This is a genomic window from Pseudomonas sp. TE3728 (assembly GCF_056279145.1).
Genome location: NZ_JBWBQT010000001.1, coordinates 6,525,497 through 6,542,918 on the forward strand (window position 1 = coordinate 6,525,497; position 17,422 = coordinate 6,542,918).

15 protein-coding genes are annotated in these 17,422 nt (G+C 60.1%); 1 reads left to right on the top strand and 14 read right to left on the bottom strand.

Translation table 11 applies throughout. The features are described from left to right. Nucleotides 1-9: 9 nt before the first annotated feature. Nucleotides 10-1,752, top strand: a complete 1,743-nt coding sequence (locus tag ACZ89R_RS28955; RefSeq protein ID WP_123496647.1) for an ABC transporter substrate-binding protein — start codon at nt 10-12, stop codon at nt 1,750-1,752. A 177-nt stretch (nt 1,753-1,929) separates the two neighbouring features. Here the strand turns inward: ACZ89R_RS28955 and ACZ89R_RS28960 are convergent, their stop codons facing one another. The 14 genes from ACZ89R_RS28960 to ACZ89R_RS29025 form a co-directional block, all read right to left on the bottom strand. After that, on the bottom strand, nt 1,930-2,244 hold the full coding sequence (locus ACZ89R_RS28960) for a helix-turn-helix domain-containing protein (protein ID WP_429547330.1): 315 nt from the start codon (nt 2,242-2,244) through the stop codon (nt 1,930-1,932). After that, on the bottom strand, nt 2,234-2,584 hold the full coding sequence (locus tag ACZ89R_RS28965) for a toxin (protein WP_429547936.1): 351 nt from the start codon (nt 2,582-2,584) through the stop codon (nt 2,234-2,236). The genes ACZ89R_RS28960 and ACZ89R_RS28965 overlap by 11 nt, the downstream gene beginning before the upstream one ends. A 322-nt stretch (nt 2,585-2,906) precedes the next feature. Next, nucleotides 2,907-4,370 carry an NADH-quinone oxidoreductase subunit NuoN gene (gene nuoN, locus ACZ89R_RS28970; RefSeq protein ID WP_123493766.1) on the bottom strand — a complete coding sequence of 488 codons (1,464 nt, stop codon included), beginning with the start codon at nt 4,368-4,370 and terminating at the stop codon, nt 2,907-2,909. 7 nt (nt 4,371-4,377) lie between these two features. Continuing rightward, nucleotides 4,378-5,910, bottom strand: a complete 1,533-nt coding sequence (nuoM, locus tag ACZ89R_RS28975) for an NADH-quinone oxidoreductase subunit M (protein WP_429547329.1) — start codon at nt 5,908-5,910, stop codon at nt 4,378-4,380. Between the two features lie 39 nt (nt 5,911-5,949). Further along, nucleotides 5,950-7,803 (bottom strand): NADH-quinone oxidoreductase subunit L, encoded by a 1,854-nt coding sequence (gene nuoL / locus ACZ89R_RS28980; RefSeq protein WP_429547328.1) that lies wholly within the window; start codon nt 7,801-7,803, stop codon nt 5,950-5,952. Next, on the bottom strand, nt 7,800-8,108 hold the full coding sequence (nuoK, locus tag ACZ89R_RS28985) for an NADH-quinone oxidoreductase subunit NuoK (protein ID WP_007905077.1): 309 nt from the start codon (nt 8,106-8,108) through the stop codon (nt 7,800-7,802). Before nuoK ends, nuoL begins: the two co-directional genes overlap by 4 nt. 2 nt (nt 8,109-8,110) lie before the next feature. Further along, nucleotides 8,111-8,614, bottom strand: a complete 504-nt coding sequence (gene nuoJ / locus ACZ89R_RS28990; protein WP_095631557.1) for an NADH-quinone oxidoreductase subunit J — start codon at nt 8,612-8,614, stop codon at nt 8,111-8,113. Nucleotides 8,615-8,623: 9 nt separating this feature from the next. Then, complete coding sequence (nuoI, locus tag ACZ89R_RS28995; RefSeq protein WP_008014903.1) at nt 8,624-9,169, bottom strand: NADH-quinone oxidoreductase subunit NuoI; 546 nt, start codon at nt 9,167-9,169, stop codon at nt 8,624-8,626. 12 nt (nt 9,170-9,181) lie between these two features. Continuing rightward, entirely contained in the window at nt 9,182-10,189 is a 1,008-nt protein-coding gene (gene nuoH / locus ACZ89R_RS29000) for an NADH-quinone oxidoreductase subunit NuoH (protein WP_052967022.1), read from the bottom strand. Continuing rightward, nucleotides 10,186-12,900, bottom strand: coding sequence for an NADH-quinone oxidoreductase subunit NuoG (gene nuoG / locus ACZ89R_RS29005; RefSeq protein ID WP_429547327.1), 2,715 nt, complete (start codon nt 12,898-12,900; stop codon nt 10,186-10,188). The genes nuoH and nuoG overlap by 4 nt, the downstream gene beginning before the upstream one ends. 137 nt (nt 12,901-13,037) lie before the next feature. Next, nucleotides 13,038-14,393 carry an NADH-quinone oxidoreductase subunit NuoF gene (gene nuoF / locus ACZ89R_RS29010; RefSeq protein ID WP_007905061.1) on the bottom strand — a complete coding sequence of 452 codons (1,356 nt, stop codon included), beginning with the start codon at nt 14,391-14,393 and terminating at the stop codon, nt 13,038-13,040. Beyond that, on the bottom strand, nt 14,390-14,887 hold the full coding sequence (gene nuoE / locus ACZ89R_RS29015; RefSeq protein WP_007905058.1) for an NADH-quinone oxidoreductase subunit NuoE: 498 nt from the start codon (nt 14,885-14,887) through the stop codon (nt 14,390-14,392). The genes nuoF and nuoE overlap by 4 nt, the downstream gene beginning before the upstream one ends. A 2-nt stretch (nt 14,888-14,889) precedes the next feature. Further along, nucleotides 14,890-16,674, bottom strand: coding sequence for an NADH-quinone oxidoreductase subunit C/D (gene nuoC, locus ACZ89R_RS29020; RefSeq protein ID WP_008014895.1), 1,785 nt, complete (start codon nt 16,672-16,674; stop codon nt 14,890-14,892). 72 nt (nt 16,675-16,746) lie between these two features. Further along, complete coding sequence (locus tag ACZ89R_RS29025) at nt 16,747-17,421, bottom strand: NuoB/complex I 20 kDa subunit family protein (protein ID WP_007905053.1); 675 nt, start codon at nt 17,419-17,421, stop codon at nt 16,747-16,749. Nucleotide 17,422 lies beyond the last annotated feature (1 nt).

The following is a 17,422-nucleotide window of genomic DNA, read 5'->3' on the forward strand; positions in this document are numbered from 1 at the left end:
GAGGTCTCTATGTTCGACAAAAACAATAAGCTGCGACATAGCGTTTCATTGGCAGCCATGCTGGCACTCAGCGGGTTGAGCGCTGCGGCCTGGGCCGATGCCTATGAAGACGCCGCCAAGAAATGGATTGGCAGCGAGTTCAAACCGTCCACCCTGACCGAAGCCCAGCAGCTCGAAGAGCTGAAGTGGTTTATCAAAGCGTCCGAGCCTTTTCGCGGGATGAGCATCAAGGTGGTTTCGGAGACCATCGCGACCCACGAATATGAATCCAAAACGCTGGCCAAGGCCTTTACCGAGATCACCGGGATCAAGTTGACCCACGACTTGCTGCAAGAAGGCGACGTGGTGGAAAAGCTGCAGACCCAGATGCAATCGGACAAGAACATCTATGACGGCTGGGTCAACGACTCGGACCTGATCGGTACGCACTTTCGCTACGGCAAGACCGAATCGATCACCGACCTGATGGCCAACGAAGGCAAGGCTTACACCTCACCGACCCTGGACATCAAAGACTTCATCGGTATCTCGTTCACCACCGCGCCGGATGGCAAAGTCTATCAACTGCCCGACCAGCAGTTCGCCAACCTCTACTGGTTTCGCGCCGACTGGTTCGAGCGGGCGGATCTGAAAGCGAAATTCAAAGAAAAATACGGTTATGAACTGGGCGTACCGGTGAACTGGTCGGCCTATGAAGACATTGCCAAATTCTTCAGCGAAGACGTCAAGGAAATTGACGGCAAACGCGTCTACGGCCACATGGACTACGGCAAGAAAGACCCGTCCCTTGGCTGGCGCTTCACCGATGCCTGGTTCTCCATGGCGGGTGCTGGCGATAAAGGCATACCCAACGGTTTGCCGGTGGACGAGTGGGGTATCCGCGTCGAGGATTGTCATCCGGTCGGCTCCAGCGTGACCCGCGGCGGCGATACCAATGGCCCGGCGGCGGTGTATGCGACCACCAAGTACGTAGACTGGATGAAAAAATATGCGCCACCGGAAGCGGCGGGCATGACCTTCTCCGAATCCGGGCCGGTGCCGTCCCAGGGCAACATCGCCCAGCAAATCTTCTGGTACACCGCCTTTACCGCCGACATGACCAAACCGGGCCTGCCGGTGATGAACGCCGACGGCACGCCGAAATGGCGCATGGCACCCTCGCCGAAAGGTCCGTACTGGGAGGAGGGCATGAAGCTCGGCTATCAGGACGCCGGTTCCTGGACCTTCCTCAAGTCCACGCCTGAAAAGCAAAAACTCGCGGCCTGGCTGTACGCGCAGTTCGTGACCTCGAAAACCGTATCCCTGAAGAAAACCATCGTCGGCCTGACGCCGATTCGCGAGTCGGACATCAACTCGCAAGCCATGACCGACCTGGCACCGAAACTCGGTGGTCTGGTGGAGTTCTATCGCAGCCCGGCCCGCGTGCAATGGACCCCGACCGGGACCAACGTGCCGGACTATCCTCGTTTGGCACAACTGTGGTGGAGCCACATCGCGGAAGCGGCCAGTGGCGAGAAAACACCACAACAGGCACTGGACGGTCTGGCCAAGGATCAGGATGCGATCATGACCCGTCTGGAACGCTCCAAGGTACAACCGACCTGCGGGCCGAAAATGAATCCTGAGCGAGATGCGCAGTACTGGTTCGATCAGCCGGGTGCGCCGAAAGCGAAACTGGCGAACGAGAAGCCTAAAGGCGAAACCGTGAGCTATGCCGAACTGCTGAAATCGTGGGAGGCGGCGCGTAAGTAAGCGTCTGTAATGTGAAAGGCGAACGGCACCGTAAGGTGCCGTTTTTATTTGTCTCTGTGCCACCGCCATCGCGAGCAGGCTCGCTCCCACATTGAACCGCATTCTTTCTGACAGAACGTAGTCCCCTGTGGGAGCGAGCCTGCTCGCGATGGCGTCATTGAGTACGCCGCAAACACTTCAGGTCAGCGCCGCCAGTTGTTCAACCGTCTCCGGAAAGCGCTCAACCAGCCGGATCAGTGTTGTCGCCTGAGCATTAGGTTTCGCCCGTCCTTGCTCCCAGTTCTCCAGCGTCCGGGTGTTGGTGCGCAAGTACATCGCAAACACCGGCCGGGAGAGATTCAGTTGCTGGCGGATGCCAACCACTTCCTCTGCCGTAATCGGAGCCAGTTTGGCCAGTTTTACTTTGTGCGTGCGTAGAGTGACTTTACCTTGGCGCTCATCGGCCAAGGCTTCAAACCCCTCTACCAGCTCGGAAAAAATGTCACGTTTCATCGCTCGTTCTCGCTTTGATTTCTCGATAAAGCATTTCTTTAAGCAGTTTTTTCTGTTGTGGCGTCAGATCGTCCTGTTCGTTTTTGCCATACAAGGTAAAGAGCCAGAATTGGTCGAAACCGGACCACCAGTAATAAATCACCCTCAGCCCACCGCGCTTTCCCTTGTTTCGCCGCTCATCCACCACTCGAATTTTGCGCAGACCTCCGGTGCCTTCGACGACATCTCCCGCTTCCGGGTTTTGCAGCAGCTCCTGCTGGAAACAGTGAAACAGATCATCATCCAGGTAGTCACTTCGATGCTTTTGAAATACGGGTAATTCGATAAAAAGAGCGTCCATGTTCTGTACGTTACCTGCGTATAGTTCTATCACAAGAATCGAATAGGTCAAGGCTTCTGTTCCTGCCCAATTCGGTCAAGTCATTACGTTAAAGTCGAAGGCAGGATCTGGATGTAGGACGCGGCTGATTCATCCGCGAGGCGATTCTGGATATCGGGGAGGAGGGGGGGAGCAATGAAGATCAAAAGATCGCAGCCTTCGGCAGCTCCTACGCGCTTGTGGGCGCCGCCGAAGGCTGCGATCTTTTGATGTTGAGTCCCCAAACGCAAAAACGGCACCCGAAGGTGCCGTTTTTGTTTGTTACCGAGTATCGCTTACGCGATCAACCCGCCAGCCCCGATTGCTGAACCAGGTTCAGCAGCGGCTGTGGGTACAGGCCGAGGAAGAACGCCAGTACGGCAATCGCCAGCAGCATCACGCCGCCTGCACGTTGTTCCCAGTGCAGTTGCGCGTCGTGGCGACGCAGGTTCGGTTCCATCAAGTACAGGGTGACCATCACACGCAGGTAGTAGAAGACGCCGATGGCGCTGCCCAGTACCAGGGAGCCGACCAGCCACCATTGCTGCGACTCGACACCGGTGGCGATGATGTAGAACTTGCCGATGAAGCCCGCGGTCAGCGGGATACCGGCCAGGGACAGCATCATCACGGTCAGGACGGCGGTCAGGTACGGACGGCGCCAGAACAGGCCGCGGTATTCGTACAGGGCATCCGCGTCACGGCCGTTGTACGGCGAGGACATCAGGGTGATCACACCGAAAGCGCCGAGGCTGGTGATCACGTAAGTGACCAGGTACACGCCGATGGCTTCCACGGCCAGGCCTTTGCTCGCCACCAGGGCGATCAGCAGGTAGCCGAAGTGGGCGATGGACGAGTAACCCAGCAGACGCTTGAGGTTGCTCTGGGTCAGTGCCAGCAGGTTACCGAACAGGATCGACGCGATGGCAATGATGGTCAGCACATCGCTCAGCACGCCACTGCTCGCCGCTGGCGAGATCTGGAACAGACGCACCATCACCGCGAACACGGCGACTTTCGACGCGGTGGCCAGGAACGCTGCCACCGGTGCCGGAGCACCTTCGTAAACGTCCGGGGTCCAGAGGTGGAACGGTACCAGCGACAGTTTGAACGCCAGGCCGATCAGCATCATGCCCAGGCCCATTTGAGCCAGCGAACTTGGCAGACCGGTGGCCGCCAGGGCCTGACCGATGCCGTTGAAGCTCAGGCTGCCGGCGTCGGCGTAGAGCAAGGCCATGCCGAACAACAGGAACGCGGAACCGGCAGCCGACAGCACCATGTACTTGATGCCGGCTTCCAGCGAACGTTTGTTGAAGAAGGCATACGCCACCAGACCGTAAACCGGTACCGAGAGCAGCTCCAGACCGACGAACAAGCCAGCCAGGTGCTGCGCGCTGACCAAGACCAGGCCACCGGCGGCGGACATCAGGATCAGCAGGTAAAGTTCTTCACGGTTGCCCGGGTAACCCGAACCGCCATCGCCGAGGTAGGCGTGGGCGAGGGTCACACAGGCGAGGGTGGCGACCAGGATCAGCGCCATGTACAGGCAAGCGAAGGTGTCGATCTGCAGCAGCGGAGTCACGGCCAGCGGCGCGACTTTCAGGGCTGGCAGGATCGACAGCAGAGCCAGGTTCAGACCTGCCACCGACAGCAGGAAGGTCTGAGAGTGGTTGCGGCGCCATGCGATAGCCAGCATCACCACGATGATCGTGGCGCTGGTGATCAACAACGGCGCAAGCGCGATAAAGTGTTGAGTCGTGAATTCCATAGCGCTCTTACCGGGCCGAAGCGAGTTGAGTGAAGGCGGTGCCGAGCCACTGCTGCACGCCATGCATCGTCGCGGCAGAGGTATCGAGGAACGGTTGCGGGTACACGCCGATGTAGATCAGCAGCGCCGCAAGCCCAACCACCATGATCAGTTCGCGACCGTCCATGCCATGCAGCACCGCGTCCGATTTCGACGGGCCGAAGAAGGCACGGTGGACCATGATCAGCGAGTAGACCGAACCGAACACCAGGCCGGACGTCGCAATCACAGTGATCCATGGCGAGCTGGCAAAGGTGCCGATCAGGATCAGGAACTCGCCGACAAAGTTACCGGTCGCCGGCAAGCCCAGGGACGCGGCGGCGAAGAACAGGCTAAGAGCCGGCAGGTAGGCAATCTTCGACCACAGGCCACCCATCTCACGCATATCGCGGGTGTGAGTACGCTCGTACAGCTGACCGGAGAGGATAAAGAGTGCCGCGGCCGACAGACCGTGCGCCAGCATCTGCATCACTGCGCCCTGCAGCGCCAGTTGGCTGCCGGAGTAGATGCCGATCAGTACGAAGCCCATGTGGGAAACGGACGAGAAGGCGATCAGACGCTTGATGTCGGTTTGTGCGAAGGCCAGGAACGCACCGTAGAAGATCCCGATCAGACCCAGAGTCATGGCGAACGGCGCGAACTCGGCCGAGGCATTCGGGAACAGCGGCAGGGCGAAACGCAGCAAGCCATACGCAGCAGTCTTCAACAAGATACCGGCCAGGTCCACGGAACCCGCGGTCGGTGCCTGGGCGTGAGCGTCAGGCAACCATGAGTGGAACGGCACAACTGGCAGCTTGACCGCGAAGGCGATGAAGAAGCCGAGCATCAGGATGTACTCGGTGGTCATCGACATCTTGGTCTTCAACAGATCGGCGTAGTTGAAGGTAATCACGCCGGTGTCGTTGAAGTTGACCAGTACCAGACCCAGGATCGCCACCAACATGATCAGGCCGGAAGCCTGAGTGAAGATGAAGAACTTGGTTGCCGCGTAGATCCGGGTTTTTTTGCCGTCCGAAGAACTGTGACCCCAGAGCGCGATGAGGAAGTACATCGGCACCAGCATCATTTCCCAGAAGAAGAAGAACATGAACAGGTCGAGGGCGAGGAACACGCCGACGACACCGCCCAGGATCCACATCAGGTTCAGGTGGAAGAAGCCCACATGACGCTGGATCTCTTTCCAGGAGCAGAGTACCGAGAGGACACCCAGCAAGCCGGTCAGCAGGATCATCAACAGCGACAGGCCGTCGAGGGCCAAGTGCACGTTGATGCCGAAACGCTGGATCCAGACGTGTTTGAACTCAATCACCCAGGTCGGATCGGCGCCAGGCGCCGGTGCAAATGAATAGTCACCGTTGGCCCACAGCCAGAGGCCGAGGGAGAGCAGCAGGGACATGGTGATCAGCGCAATCCAGCGGGGGAGGGTGGCGCCGAAGCGCTCACCCATCCAGCACAGCAGGCCGCCGATGAAGGGGATCAAGATTAGCCAGGGCAGAATCATGACGGGCTCGTTTCCTTTCGCAAGTTCGCAAGGTTCATATCAGACCGCTACCAGCACGACGGCGCCGATTACCAGCACGGCACCAGCAGCCATCGAGGCGGCATACCAACGCAATTGACCGGTCTCGGTGCGGCTCAGGGCGGTGTGACCGCCTTTGGCCATACGCGGGATCAGACCGATGGTCTGGTCGAGCGGGTCTTTGCGCAGAATGTGGCTGATCGCAAGGTAAGGCTTGACGAACAGTTTGTCGTAGATCCAGTCGAAGCCCCAGGCAGCGAACCACCAGGCCGAAAGGAAGCGGCCGACGCCGCTGTTGGCGATGGCGGTGACGAAGCGGCGCTTGCCGAGGAACAGCAGCGCGGCCAGCAGGATACCGGCCAGGGCGATGGCGCCCGAGGCGATTTCCAGACTGTGCTTGGCGTCGCCGCCGGCATGGCCGACGCTTTGCGGCAGTACACCGTGCAGCGGCGGAACGATCATCGCGCCGACGAACGTCGACAGTACGATCAGCACCGACAGCGGCAGCCAGTGAGCAATGCCGTGACCGGCATGCGCTTCGGTCTTCGCTTCACCGTGGAACGCGATGAAGATCAGGCGGAAGGTGTACAGCGAGGTCATGAAGGCACCAACCAGACCGGCATAAAGCAGACCCTGGTTACCGCTGGCGAACGCTTCCCAAAGGATTTCATCCTTGGAGTAGAAGCCCGCTGTCACCAGCGGCAAGGCCGCCAGGGCCGCGCCGCCGACGATGAAGCTGGCGTAGGCCAGTGGCAGCTTCTTCCACAGGCCGCCCATCTTGAAGATGTTCTGCTCGTGGTGGCAGGCAACGATCACCGAACCGGACGCAAGGAACAGCAGCGCCTTGAAGAAGGCGTGGGTCATCAGGTGGAAGATCGCGCCTTCCCACGCACCTACGCCCAGGGCCAGGAACATGTAGCCGATCTGGCTCATGGTCGAGTAGGCGAGGATACGTTTGATGTCGGTCTGAACCAGTGCGGCAAAACCTGCCAATACCAGTGTCACGCCACCCACAACACCCACCAGGTGCAGGATGTCCGGCGCCAGGGCGAACAGACCGTGGGTACGGGCAATCAGGTAGACACCGGCGGTCACCATGGTCGCGGCGTGGATCAGTGCCGAAACCGGAGTCGGGCCGGCCATCGCATCCGCCAGCCAGGTTTGCAGCGGCAGTTGCGCGGATTTACCGACAGCGCCGCCCAGCAGCATCAGGGTCGCCAGAACGATCCAGAAGTCACCGGCCTTGAAGTGCTCAGGCGCCTTGACCAGCAGTTCCTGGATGTTCAGCGTGCCCAACTGTTGGAACAGGATGAACAGGCCGATGGCCATGAACACGTCGCCGACACGGGTCACGATGAAGGCTTTGAGTGCCGCGTTACCGTTGTTGCGGTTGCTGTAGTAGAAACCGATCAACAGGTACGAGCACAGGCCCACGCCTTCCCAGCCGAAGTACACGAACAGCAGGTTATCGGCCAGGACCAGGAACAGCATGCTGGCGATAAACAGGTTGGTGTAAGCAAAGAAGCGCGAGTAACCGGCTTCACCACGCATGTACCAGGACGCGAACAGATGGATCAGGAAGCCCACGCCCACCACCACGCCGAGCATGGTCACAGACAGGCCGTCCAGGTAGAGGGTGAAGGTCGGCGTAAAGCCTTCCACCGCCATCCATTGCCACAGCATCTGGGTGTAGTGACCACCTTCCGGTGGCGCAACATTGAACTGCCAGATCACATAGGCCGCGACGATCGCCGACAGGCCGATGGAACCGACGCCGATCAGCGCCGAGAGGTTTTCCGAGAGGCGTCCCCGGGAGAACGCCAGCAGCACAAAACCGATCAGGGGGAACAGGAAAGTCAAATAGAGAAGGTTCATCCGCGCATCTCGCTGGCAGCGTCGATATCGAGAGTGTGGAAGCGGCGATACAGCTGCAACAGAATCGCCAGGCCAATACTGGCCTCGGCGGCTGCAAGGCTGATCACCAGGATGAACATGATCTGTCCATCCGGTTGACCCCAGCGGCTACCGGCAACGATGAACGCCAAAGCGGAGGCATTCATCATGACCTCCAGGCTCATCAGCACGAAGAGAATGTTGCGCCGGACCATCAGGCCGACCAGACCGAGGCAGAACAGGATGCCGGCGACCGCCAGACCATGCTCCAAAGGGATAGCAGGCATCGTCATTGCTCCTTGGCTTCGTTGCGGCCCAAGTGGAACGCCGTGACGGCCGCGGCGAGCAGCAGCATCGAGGCGAGTTCGACCACCAGCAGGTAAGGACCGAACAGGCTGATGCCCACGGCCTTGGCGTCTACGGTGGTGTGGCCGATGGCCTGGCCGCTGGCATCGCTGAACAGCACATACAGCAGTTCAACCAGCAGCAGGGCGCCGAGGGCGACGGGGCCCAGCCAGATGCCGGGCTTGAGCCAGACGCGCTCTTGCTGAACCGAGGCCGGGCCCAGGTTCAGCATCATCACCACGAACACGAACAGCACCATGATGGCGCCGGCGTAGGCGATCACTTCCAATACACCGGCAAACGGTGCGCCGAGGGCGAAGAACGTCATGGCCACGGCGATCAGCGAAATGATCAGGTAGAGCAGGGCGTGCACGGGGTTGGTGTTGGTGATCACGCGAAGCGTGGACACAACAGCGATACCCGATGCGAAATAGAAAGCGAATTCCATCTTTCTTCCTTAAGGCAGCAAGCTCTTCACGTTGATCGGCTGGGCTTCATTCTGCGCGGCGCCTTTAGGCTTACCGGCAATCGCCATACCTGCAACACGATAGAAGTTGTAATCAGGGTTTTTGCCGGGGCCGGAGATCAGCAGATCTTCTTTCTCGTACACCAGGTCCTGACGTTTGAACTCGGCCATTTCGAAATCCGGTGTCAGCTGGATCGCGGTGGTCGGGCAGGCTTCCTCGCAGAGGCCGCAGAAAATGCAGCGCGAGAAGTTGATGCGGAAGAAGTCCGGGTACCAGCGACCGTCTTCGGTTTCAGCTTTCTGCAGCGAGATGCAACCGACCGGGCACGCCACGGCGCACAGGTTGCAGGCTACACAACGTTCTTCGCCGTCGGGGTCGCGGGTCAGCACGATACGGCCACGGAAGCGCGGCGGCAGGTACACGGCTTCTTCCGGGTACTGCAGCGTGTCGCGCTTGCGGAAGGCGTGGCCGAAAATCATCACCAGGCTGCGAAGCTGGGTGAAGAAGCCATGCACGATGTCAAAAATGTACTTCATGATTCTCTATCCTCACTGAGCCGCGACGGCGGGCGTGTTGAGCAACACGACCGCAGCGGTCACCAGCATGTTGACGAGGGTCAGCGGCAGGCAGAACTTCCAGCTGAAATCCATCACTTGGTCATACCGTGGGCGCGGAATCGAGGCGCGCAACAGGATGAAGAACATGATGAAGAACGCGGTTTTCAGTGCAAACCAGATGAACGGGATCTGCGGCAGAATGCCGAACGGACCGTGCCAGCCACCGAAGAACAAGGTCACCAGCAGCGCCGAAATCAGCACGATGCCGATGTACTCACCAACGAAGAACATGCCCCATTTCATGCCGGCGTATTCAATGTGGTAACCGTCAGCCAGTTCCTGTTCCGCTTCCGGCTGGTCGAACGGGTGACGGTGAGTCACGGCGACGCCAGCGATGAAGAAGGTCAGGAAACCGAAGATCTGCGGAATGACGAACCACAGGTTCTGCGCCTGGTATTCAACGATGTCGCGCATGTTGAACGAGCCAACCTGGATCACGATGCCCATCAGCGACAGGCCCATGAACACTTCGTACGACACGGTTTGCGCTGAGGCCCGCAAGCTGCCCAACAGGGCGAACTTGTTGTTACTCGACCAGCCGGCGAACAGCACCGCGTAGACCGACAGACCGGCCATGGCGAAGAAGAACAGGATGCCGATGTTGATATCCGCCACGCCCCAGGTCGGGGTGATCGGGATGATCGCGAAGGCCATCAGCAAGGCGCTCATGGCCACGACCGGCGCCAACGTGAAGATCACTTTGTCGGCGAACGGCGGGGTCCAGTCTTCCTTGAAGAACATCTTGATCATGTCGGCGGCGATCTGGAACGCGCCGAACGGGCCGACGCGGTTCGGACCGTAACGGTCCTGCCAGAGGGCGAGCAGACGACGCTCGACCCAGCTCAGCAGCGCGCCGCACACCACCACGGCGAGCAGAATCACGATGGCCTTGAGGACCGCGATGATTACGTCGATCACTTCAGGAGTGAACCAGGTCATAGCGCTGCCTCCTGCAGACCGTCAACGGATTTGCCGAAGATCGCTGGCGGAATGCCGGCAATACCCGCCGGCAATGCGACCAGACCGGCGCCCAGCTCTTCGTTGATGCGCAGCGGCAGACGCAGGGTCTGGCCGGCCACGTTCAGGCTCAGCAGGGCACCGTCATTGACGCCCAGACGATCGGCTTCAGACTTGGCCAGCGACAGGTAAGGGGCTGGAATGCGTTCTTGAACCGGCGCGGCTTTGGAAGAGTTCTCTTCGCTGCCGAACAGGTGGAAGAACGGCACGACCTGCCAGGTGCCCGGAGCCGGGTTGAACGCGCGCGGAACACTGGCGAACCAGTTCAGCGAATCACCGGTGCTTTCGATCAGACGAGTGCCTGGGTCGCCCGCACGGAGGTGACCACCGACTTCGTCCTGGAACTTGTTCCAGGCTTGCGGCGAGTTCCAGCCCGGAGACCAGGCGAATGGCACTTGCTGACGCGGTTCGACCGAGCCCGAGTAACCTTCCATGGAGAACGAGAACGCGGTGTCGTTGTCCTGGGACGTGCGCGGTTCGTGCACGCTGATGTCGGCGCGCATGGCAGTCCGGCCGCTGTAACGCAGCGGTTCGCGAGCCAGTTTCAGGCCTTTGATGCGGAACGCGGCGGACGGTGCGGCATCGACGATGCGCGCCAGTTGCGGTTTGCTCGCAGCAACGGCAGCGGTGACGTGATCCAGTTGGGTCCAGTCGATCGGCTGGTTCAGCAGGGTCGAACGCAGGGCATGCAGCCAGCGCCAGCCTTCGTGAACCAGAATGCTTGCGTCGAGGTAAGTCGGGTCGAAGACCTGGAAGAAACGCTGGGCGCGGCCTTCCTGGCTGACCAGCGTACCGTCGCCTTCAGCGAAGCTGGCAGCTGGCAGCACCAGGTGCGCGCGATCGCTGGTGGCGGTCTTCTGATGGTCCGCCACGATCACCACTTTCGCGGCGTTCAGGGCAGCATCGACACGAGCTTTGTCGGTACGGGTGTACAGATCGTTTTCCAGCACGACGATGGCGTCCGCCTTGCCATCGATCACCGCTTGCAGGGCTGCGTCGACCGAGTCACCACCGAGCATGGCCAGGCCGAGGCTGTTGGCCTCTGGCACGATCAGGCTGATGGAACCGTTCTTCTCGCGCAGCTTCAGGGCCTTGGCGATGTTCGCCGCGGCTTCGATCAACGCCTTGGAACCCAGCGAGGTACCGGCAATGATCAACGGACGCTTTGCAGCGAGCAAGGCGTTGGCGATGCGCTGAGCCAGTTCGAGGGCTTCAGCGTCCAGGCCTTCAACGGCCGGCGCGCTGGCATCGAGGGCGTGAGCCACGGCGAAACCGATGCGGGCCAGATCGTCGGGAGCGGCATGAACGCATTCTTCAGCCACGTCGTCGAGCTTGGTTTCAGCCAGGCTGGCGATGAACAGCGGGTTCAGCGCGTCCTGACCGATGTTCTTCACCGCAGCATCGAGCCATGGCTGAACGCGCATGGCGTCGGCCATGTCTTCGGCTTTGCCCTTGACCGATTGACGCAGGGCCAGGGCCATGCGCGCAGCTGTCTGGGTCAGGTCTTCGCCGAGGACGAAAATCGCATCGTGATCTTCGATGTCTCGCATGTTCGGGATCGGCAGCGGGCTGTCTTTGAGCACCTGCATAACCAGGCGAATGCGCTCAAGTTCAGCGGCTTCGATACCGGAGTAGAAGTGCTCGGCGCCGACCAGTTCAAGCAACGCGTAGTTGCTTTCGAGGCTGGCGCGCGGCGAACCGATACCAACGATGTTGCGACCGCGCAGCAGGTCAGCGGCTTTATCCAGTGCTTCGTCGAGGCCCAGCTTGGCGCCGTTGGCCAGCAGTGGCTGACGCGGGCGGTCTTCGCGGTTGACGTAGCCATAGCCGAAACGGCCACGGTCGCACAGGAAGTACTGGTTCACCGAACCGTTGAAACGGTTTTCGATGCGACGCAGTTCGCCGTAACGCTCGCCCGGGGAAATGTTGCAACCGCTGGAGCAGCCATGGCAGATGCTCGGCGAGAACTGCATGTCCCACTTACGGTTGTAGCGCTCGGAGTGAGTCTTGTCGGTGAACACACCGGTCGGGCAGACCTCGGTGAGGTTGCCGGAGAACTCGCTTTCGAGGGTGCCGTCTTCAACGCGCCCGAAGTACACGTTGTCGTGGGCGCCGAATACACCGAGGTCGGTGCCGCCGGCGTAGTCTTTATAGAAGCGCACGCAGCGATAGCAAGCGATGCAGCGGTTCATTTCGTGGGAAATGAACGGGCCCAGTTGCTGGTTCTGGTGAGTACGCTTGGTGAAGCGATAGCGGCGCTCGTTGTGGCCGGTCATCACGGTCATGTCTTGCAGGTGGCAGTGACCGCCTTCCTCACAGACCGGGCAGTCGTGAGGGTGGTTGGTCATCAGCCATTCAACGACGCTTGCGCGAAACACTTTCGCTTCTTCGTCGTCGATGGAGATCCAGCTGCCGTCGGTGGCGGGGGTCATGCAGGACATGACGATCCGACCACGCTTGTCGTTCTCGTCGGTGTACTGCTTGACCGCGCACTGGCGGCAAGCGCCAACGCTGCCAAGGGCTGGGTGCCAGCAGAAATAAGGGATATCGAGGCCTAGCGACAGACACGCCTGTAACAGGTTGTCTGCCCCATCGACTTCGAGCTCTTTGCCGTCTACGTGGATAGTGGCCATGGTTCAAAGTTCTTCGTTGGCCCGGTGTCAGCGGGCGTGGCTAATGGAATCTTGTTATTCGCGCGAATCTACACAGCCGTTTACGGCGTCATCACACGACAAAGCGAAGGGCACGGACCCTTCGCCTTTTTAAGCGTTTACGCGCCGACTACGATCGGCTTTGCCAGAGGCGGGACGACGGCGCTGGTGGGCGCGATGCCGGCTTCGAACTCTGGACGGAAGTATTTGATGGCGCTGCCCAACGGCTCCACGGCACCCGGTGCGTGTGCACAGAAGGTCTTGCCCGGGCCGAGGAAACCGACCAGACCCAGCAGGGTCTCGATATCGCCGGCTTGCCCTTCACCGTTCTCGATCGCGCGCAGCAGCTTGACGCTCCACGGCAGACCATCACGGCATGGGGTGCAGAAGCCGCAGGATTCGCGGGAGAAGAACTCTTCCATGTTGCGCAGCAACGACACCATGTTGACGCTGTCGTCCACCGCCATGGCCAGGCCGGTACCCATACGGGTGCCCACTTTGGCGATGCCGCCGGCATACATTTGTGCGTCCAGGTGTTCCGGCAACAGGAAACCGGTACCGGCGCCGCCTGGCTGCCAGCACTTGAGCTTGTAACCGTCGCGCATGCCGCCGGCGTAGTCTTCGAACAACTCGCGACCGGTGACGCCGAACGGCAATTCCCACAGGCCCGGGTTCTTGACCTTGCCGGAGAAGCCCATGAGCTTGGTGCCCATGTCTTCGCTGCCTTCGCGGGCCAACGATTTGTACCAGTCCACGCCGTCGGCAATGATCGCCGGTACGTTGCACAGGGTTTCAACGTTGTTCACGCAAGTCGGCTTGCCCCACACGCCCACGGCGGCAGGGAAGGGCGGCTTGGAGCGCGGGTTGGCGCGGCGGCCTTCGAGGGAGTTGATCAGTGCGGTTTCTTCACCGCAGATGTAACGCCCGGCGCCGGTGTGGACGAACAGCTCGAAATCGAAGCCGCTGCCCAGGATGTTTTTACCCAGCAGGCCTGCTGCCTTGGCTTCTTCCACGGCACGGTTGAGGTGCTTGGCGGCGGTGGTGTATTCGCCACGCAGGAAGATGTAGCCACGGTAGGTTTTCAGCGCGCGAGCACTGATCAGCATGCCTTCGATCAGCAGATGGGGCAGTTGCTCCATCAGCATGCGGTCTTTCCAGGTGTTCGGCTCCATCTCATCCGCGTTGCACAGCAGGTAGCGGATGTTGATGGATTCGTCCTTGGGCATCAGGCCCCACTTCACGCCCGTGGGGAAGCCTGCACCGCCGCGGCCCTTGAGGCCGGAATCTTTCACGGTCTGGACGATGTCGTCCTGGGCCATGTCGGCGAAGGCCTTGCGCGCAGCGGCGTAACCGTTCTTGGCCTGGTACTCGTCGAGCCATACGGCTTCGCCGTCGTCACGCAGACGCCAGGTGAGCGGGTGAGTCTCGGCCGAACGCTTGATGCGGTTGGCTGGACCGAAGGAAGTCAGGGTCATACGTAGCCCTCGAGCAATTTGGCAACGCCGGCAGGCTGCACATCACCGAATGTGTCGTCGTCGATCATCAACGCCGGCGCCTTGTCGCAGTTGCCGAGGCAGCAGACCGGCAGCAGGGTGAAACGACCGTCGGCGGTGGTCTGACCCAGGCCGATGCCCAGCTTGCTCTGGATTTCGCTGACCACCGACTCGTGGCCACCGATGTAGCAGACCATGCTGTCGCAGACGCGAATGATGTGACGGCCCACAGGCTGACGGAAGATCTGGCTGTAGAACGTTGCCACGCCTTCAACGTCGCTGGCCGGGATGCCGAGGATTTCGCCGATGGCGTAGAGCGCGCCGTCAGGCACCCAGCCACGTTCCTTCTGGACGATCTTCAGGGCTTCGATCGACGCCGCGCGCGGGTCTTCGTAGTGATGCAGCTCATGCTCGATGGCCGAGCGCTCGGTTTCGCTCAGGGCGAAACGGTCTGTCAGGATAAGCGTGCTGTTCATGCTTAACGGTCCACGTCGGCCATAACGAAATCGATACTACCCAGGTACGCGATCAAGTCCGCGACCATGCTGCCTTTGATCACCGAAGGGATCTGCTGCAGGTGCGGGAAGCTTGGGGTACGAATCCGGGTGCGGTAGCTCATGGTGCCGCCATCGCTCGTCAGGTAATAACTGTTGATGCCCTTGGTCGCTTCGATCATCTGGAAGGATTCGTTGGCCGGCATGACCGGGCCCCACGAAACTTGCAGGAAGTGCGTGATCAGGGTCTCGATGTGTTGCAGCGTGCGCTCTTTGGGTGGCGGCGTGGTCAGCGGGTGATCCGCCTTGTACGGGCCTTCCGGCATGTTGCGCATGCACTGCTCGATGATCTTGAGGCTCTGGCGCATTTCTTCGACGCGAACGATGCAACGGTCGTAGGCATCGCCATTGGCCGCCAGCGGGATTTCGAATTCGAAGTTTTCGTAGCCGGAGTAAGGGCGCGCCTTACGCAGGTCGAAATCGCAACCGGTCGAACGCAGGCCGGCACCGGTGACACCCCATTCCAGGGCTTCTTTGGTGTTGTAGGCGGCGACGCCGATGGTCCGGCCACGCAGGATGCTGTTGTCCAGTGCGGCTTTCTGGTATTCGTCCAGACGCTTTGGCATCCACTCGACGAAATCCTTGACCAGTTTTTCCCAGCCGCGCGGCAAGTCGTGAGCGACGCCACCGATGCGGTACCAGGCCGGGTGCAGACGGAAACCGGTGATGGCTTCGATCACCGTGTACGCCTTCTGGCGGTCGGTGAAGGTGAAGAACACCGGGGTCATGGCGCCGACGTCCTGGATGTAAGTACCCAGGAACAGCAGGTGGCTGGTGATCCGGAAGAACTCGGCCATCATGATGCGGATGACGTCGACCTTCTCGGGCACCTTGATGCCGGCCAGCTTCTCGACCGAAAGCACGTACGGCAGGTTGTTCATCACGCCGCCGAGATAGTCGATACGGTCGGTGTACGGAATGAAGCTGTGCCAGGACTGACGCTCGGCCATCTTCTCGGCACCACGGTGGTGGTAACCGACGTCCGGCACGCAGTCGACGATCTCTTCACCGTCCAGCTGCAGAATGATGCGGAACGCACCGTGCGCCGAAGGGTGGTTAGGGCCGAGGTTGAGGAACATGTAGTCCTCGTTCGCACCGGAACGCTTCATGCCCCAGTCTTCAGGCTTGAAGCGCGCGGCTTCTTCCTCAAGCTGTTGCTTGGCCAGGGTCAGGCTGAACGGGTCGAACTCGGTGGCGCGGGCCGGGAAGTCCTTGCGCAGCGGGTGACCTTCCCAGGTCGGCGGCATCATGATGCGGGTCAGGTGTGGGTGACCGGCAAAGTTGATGCCGTACATGTCCCACACTTCACGCTCGTACCAGTTGGCGTTTGGCCAGAGACCGGTAACGGTCGGCACGCTGAGGTCGCTCTCGGACAAGGCGACCTTGATCATTACGTCACTATTACGTTCGATCGACATCAAGTGATAGAACACAGTGAAGTCGGCGCCGCTTGGCAGCCCTTGACGCTTGGTGCGCAGACGCTCGTCCACGCCGTGCAGGTCATAGAGCATGACGTACGGCTTGGGCAGATTGCGCAGGAAGGTCAGGACTTCGACGAGTTTGGCGCGGGCAACCCAAAGCACCGGCATGCCGGTGCGGGTCGGCTGGGCGGTGAACGCCTCCGGGCCAAAACGATTGTTCAGTTCGACGACCACATCCTGGTCGTCTGCCTTGTAAGGCGGGATGTACAGAGCACTGCCTGTAGTCATGGTTATTTATCGCTTTCGGTCAACGTAAAGAATGAAGCCAGTTTCTCGTTTCTTTGTAAGAACAGATCTGGATCAGACTTCGTCGGGGCTGCGCAGGTTGGTTACCTGAATACGCTGTTCGCGGCGCTTTTCCTTTTCGGAAGGCATCTCGGCGCGATAGACGCCTTGATCACCAACGACCCAGGAAAGTGGACGACGCTCCTGGCCAATCGACTCCTGCAACAGCATCAAGCCTTGCAGAAAAGCTTCAGGGCGGGGCGGGCAGCCAGGCACGTAGACGTCCACGGGCAGGAACTTGTCCACCCCTTGAACGACGGAATAGATGTCGTACATGCCACCGGAGTTGGCGCACGAACCCATGGAGATGACCCATTTAGGCTCGAGCATTTGCTCGTAGAGACGCTGAATGATCGGCGCCATCTTGATGAAGCAGGTACCGGCGATAACCATGAAATCCGCCTGACGCGGCGATGCCCGGATAACCTCGGCGCCAAAGCGCGCGATGTCGTGGGGCGCCGTGAAGGCGGTGGTCATTTCCACGTAGCAGCACGAAAGACCGAAGTTATACGGCCACAGTGAGTTCTTGCGCCCCCAGTTGATCGTGCCGTTGAGCACGTCTTCGAGCTTGCCCATGAAAATGTTTTTGTGGACTTGATCTTCTAACGGATCGGAAACGGTTTCCCGTTTGCCAATCGGATACTGCTCGTTAGGAGCATCGGGGTCGATCCTGGTGAGATTGTATTGCATT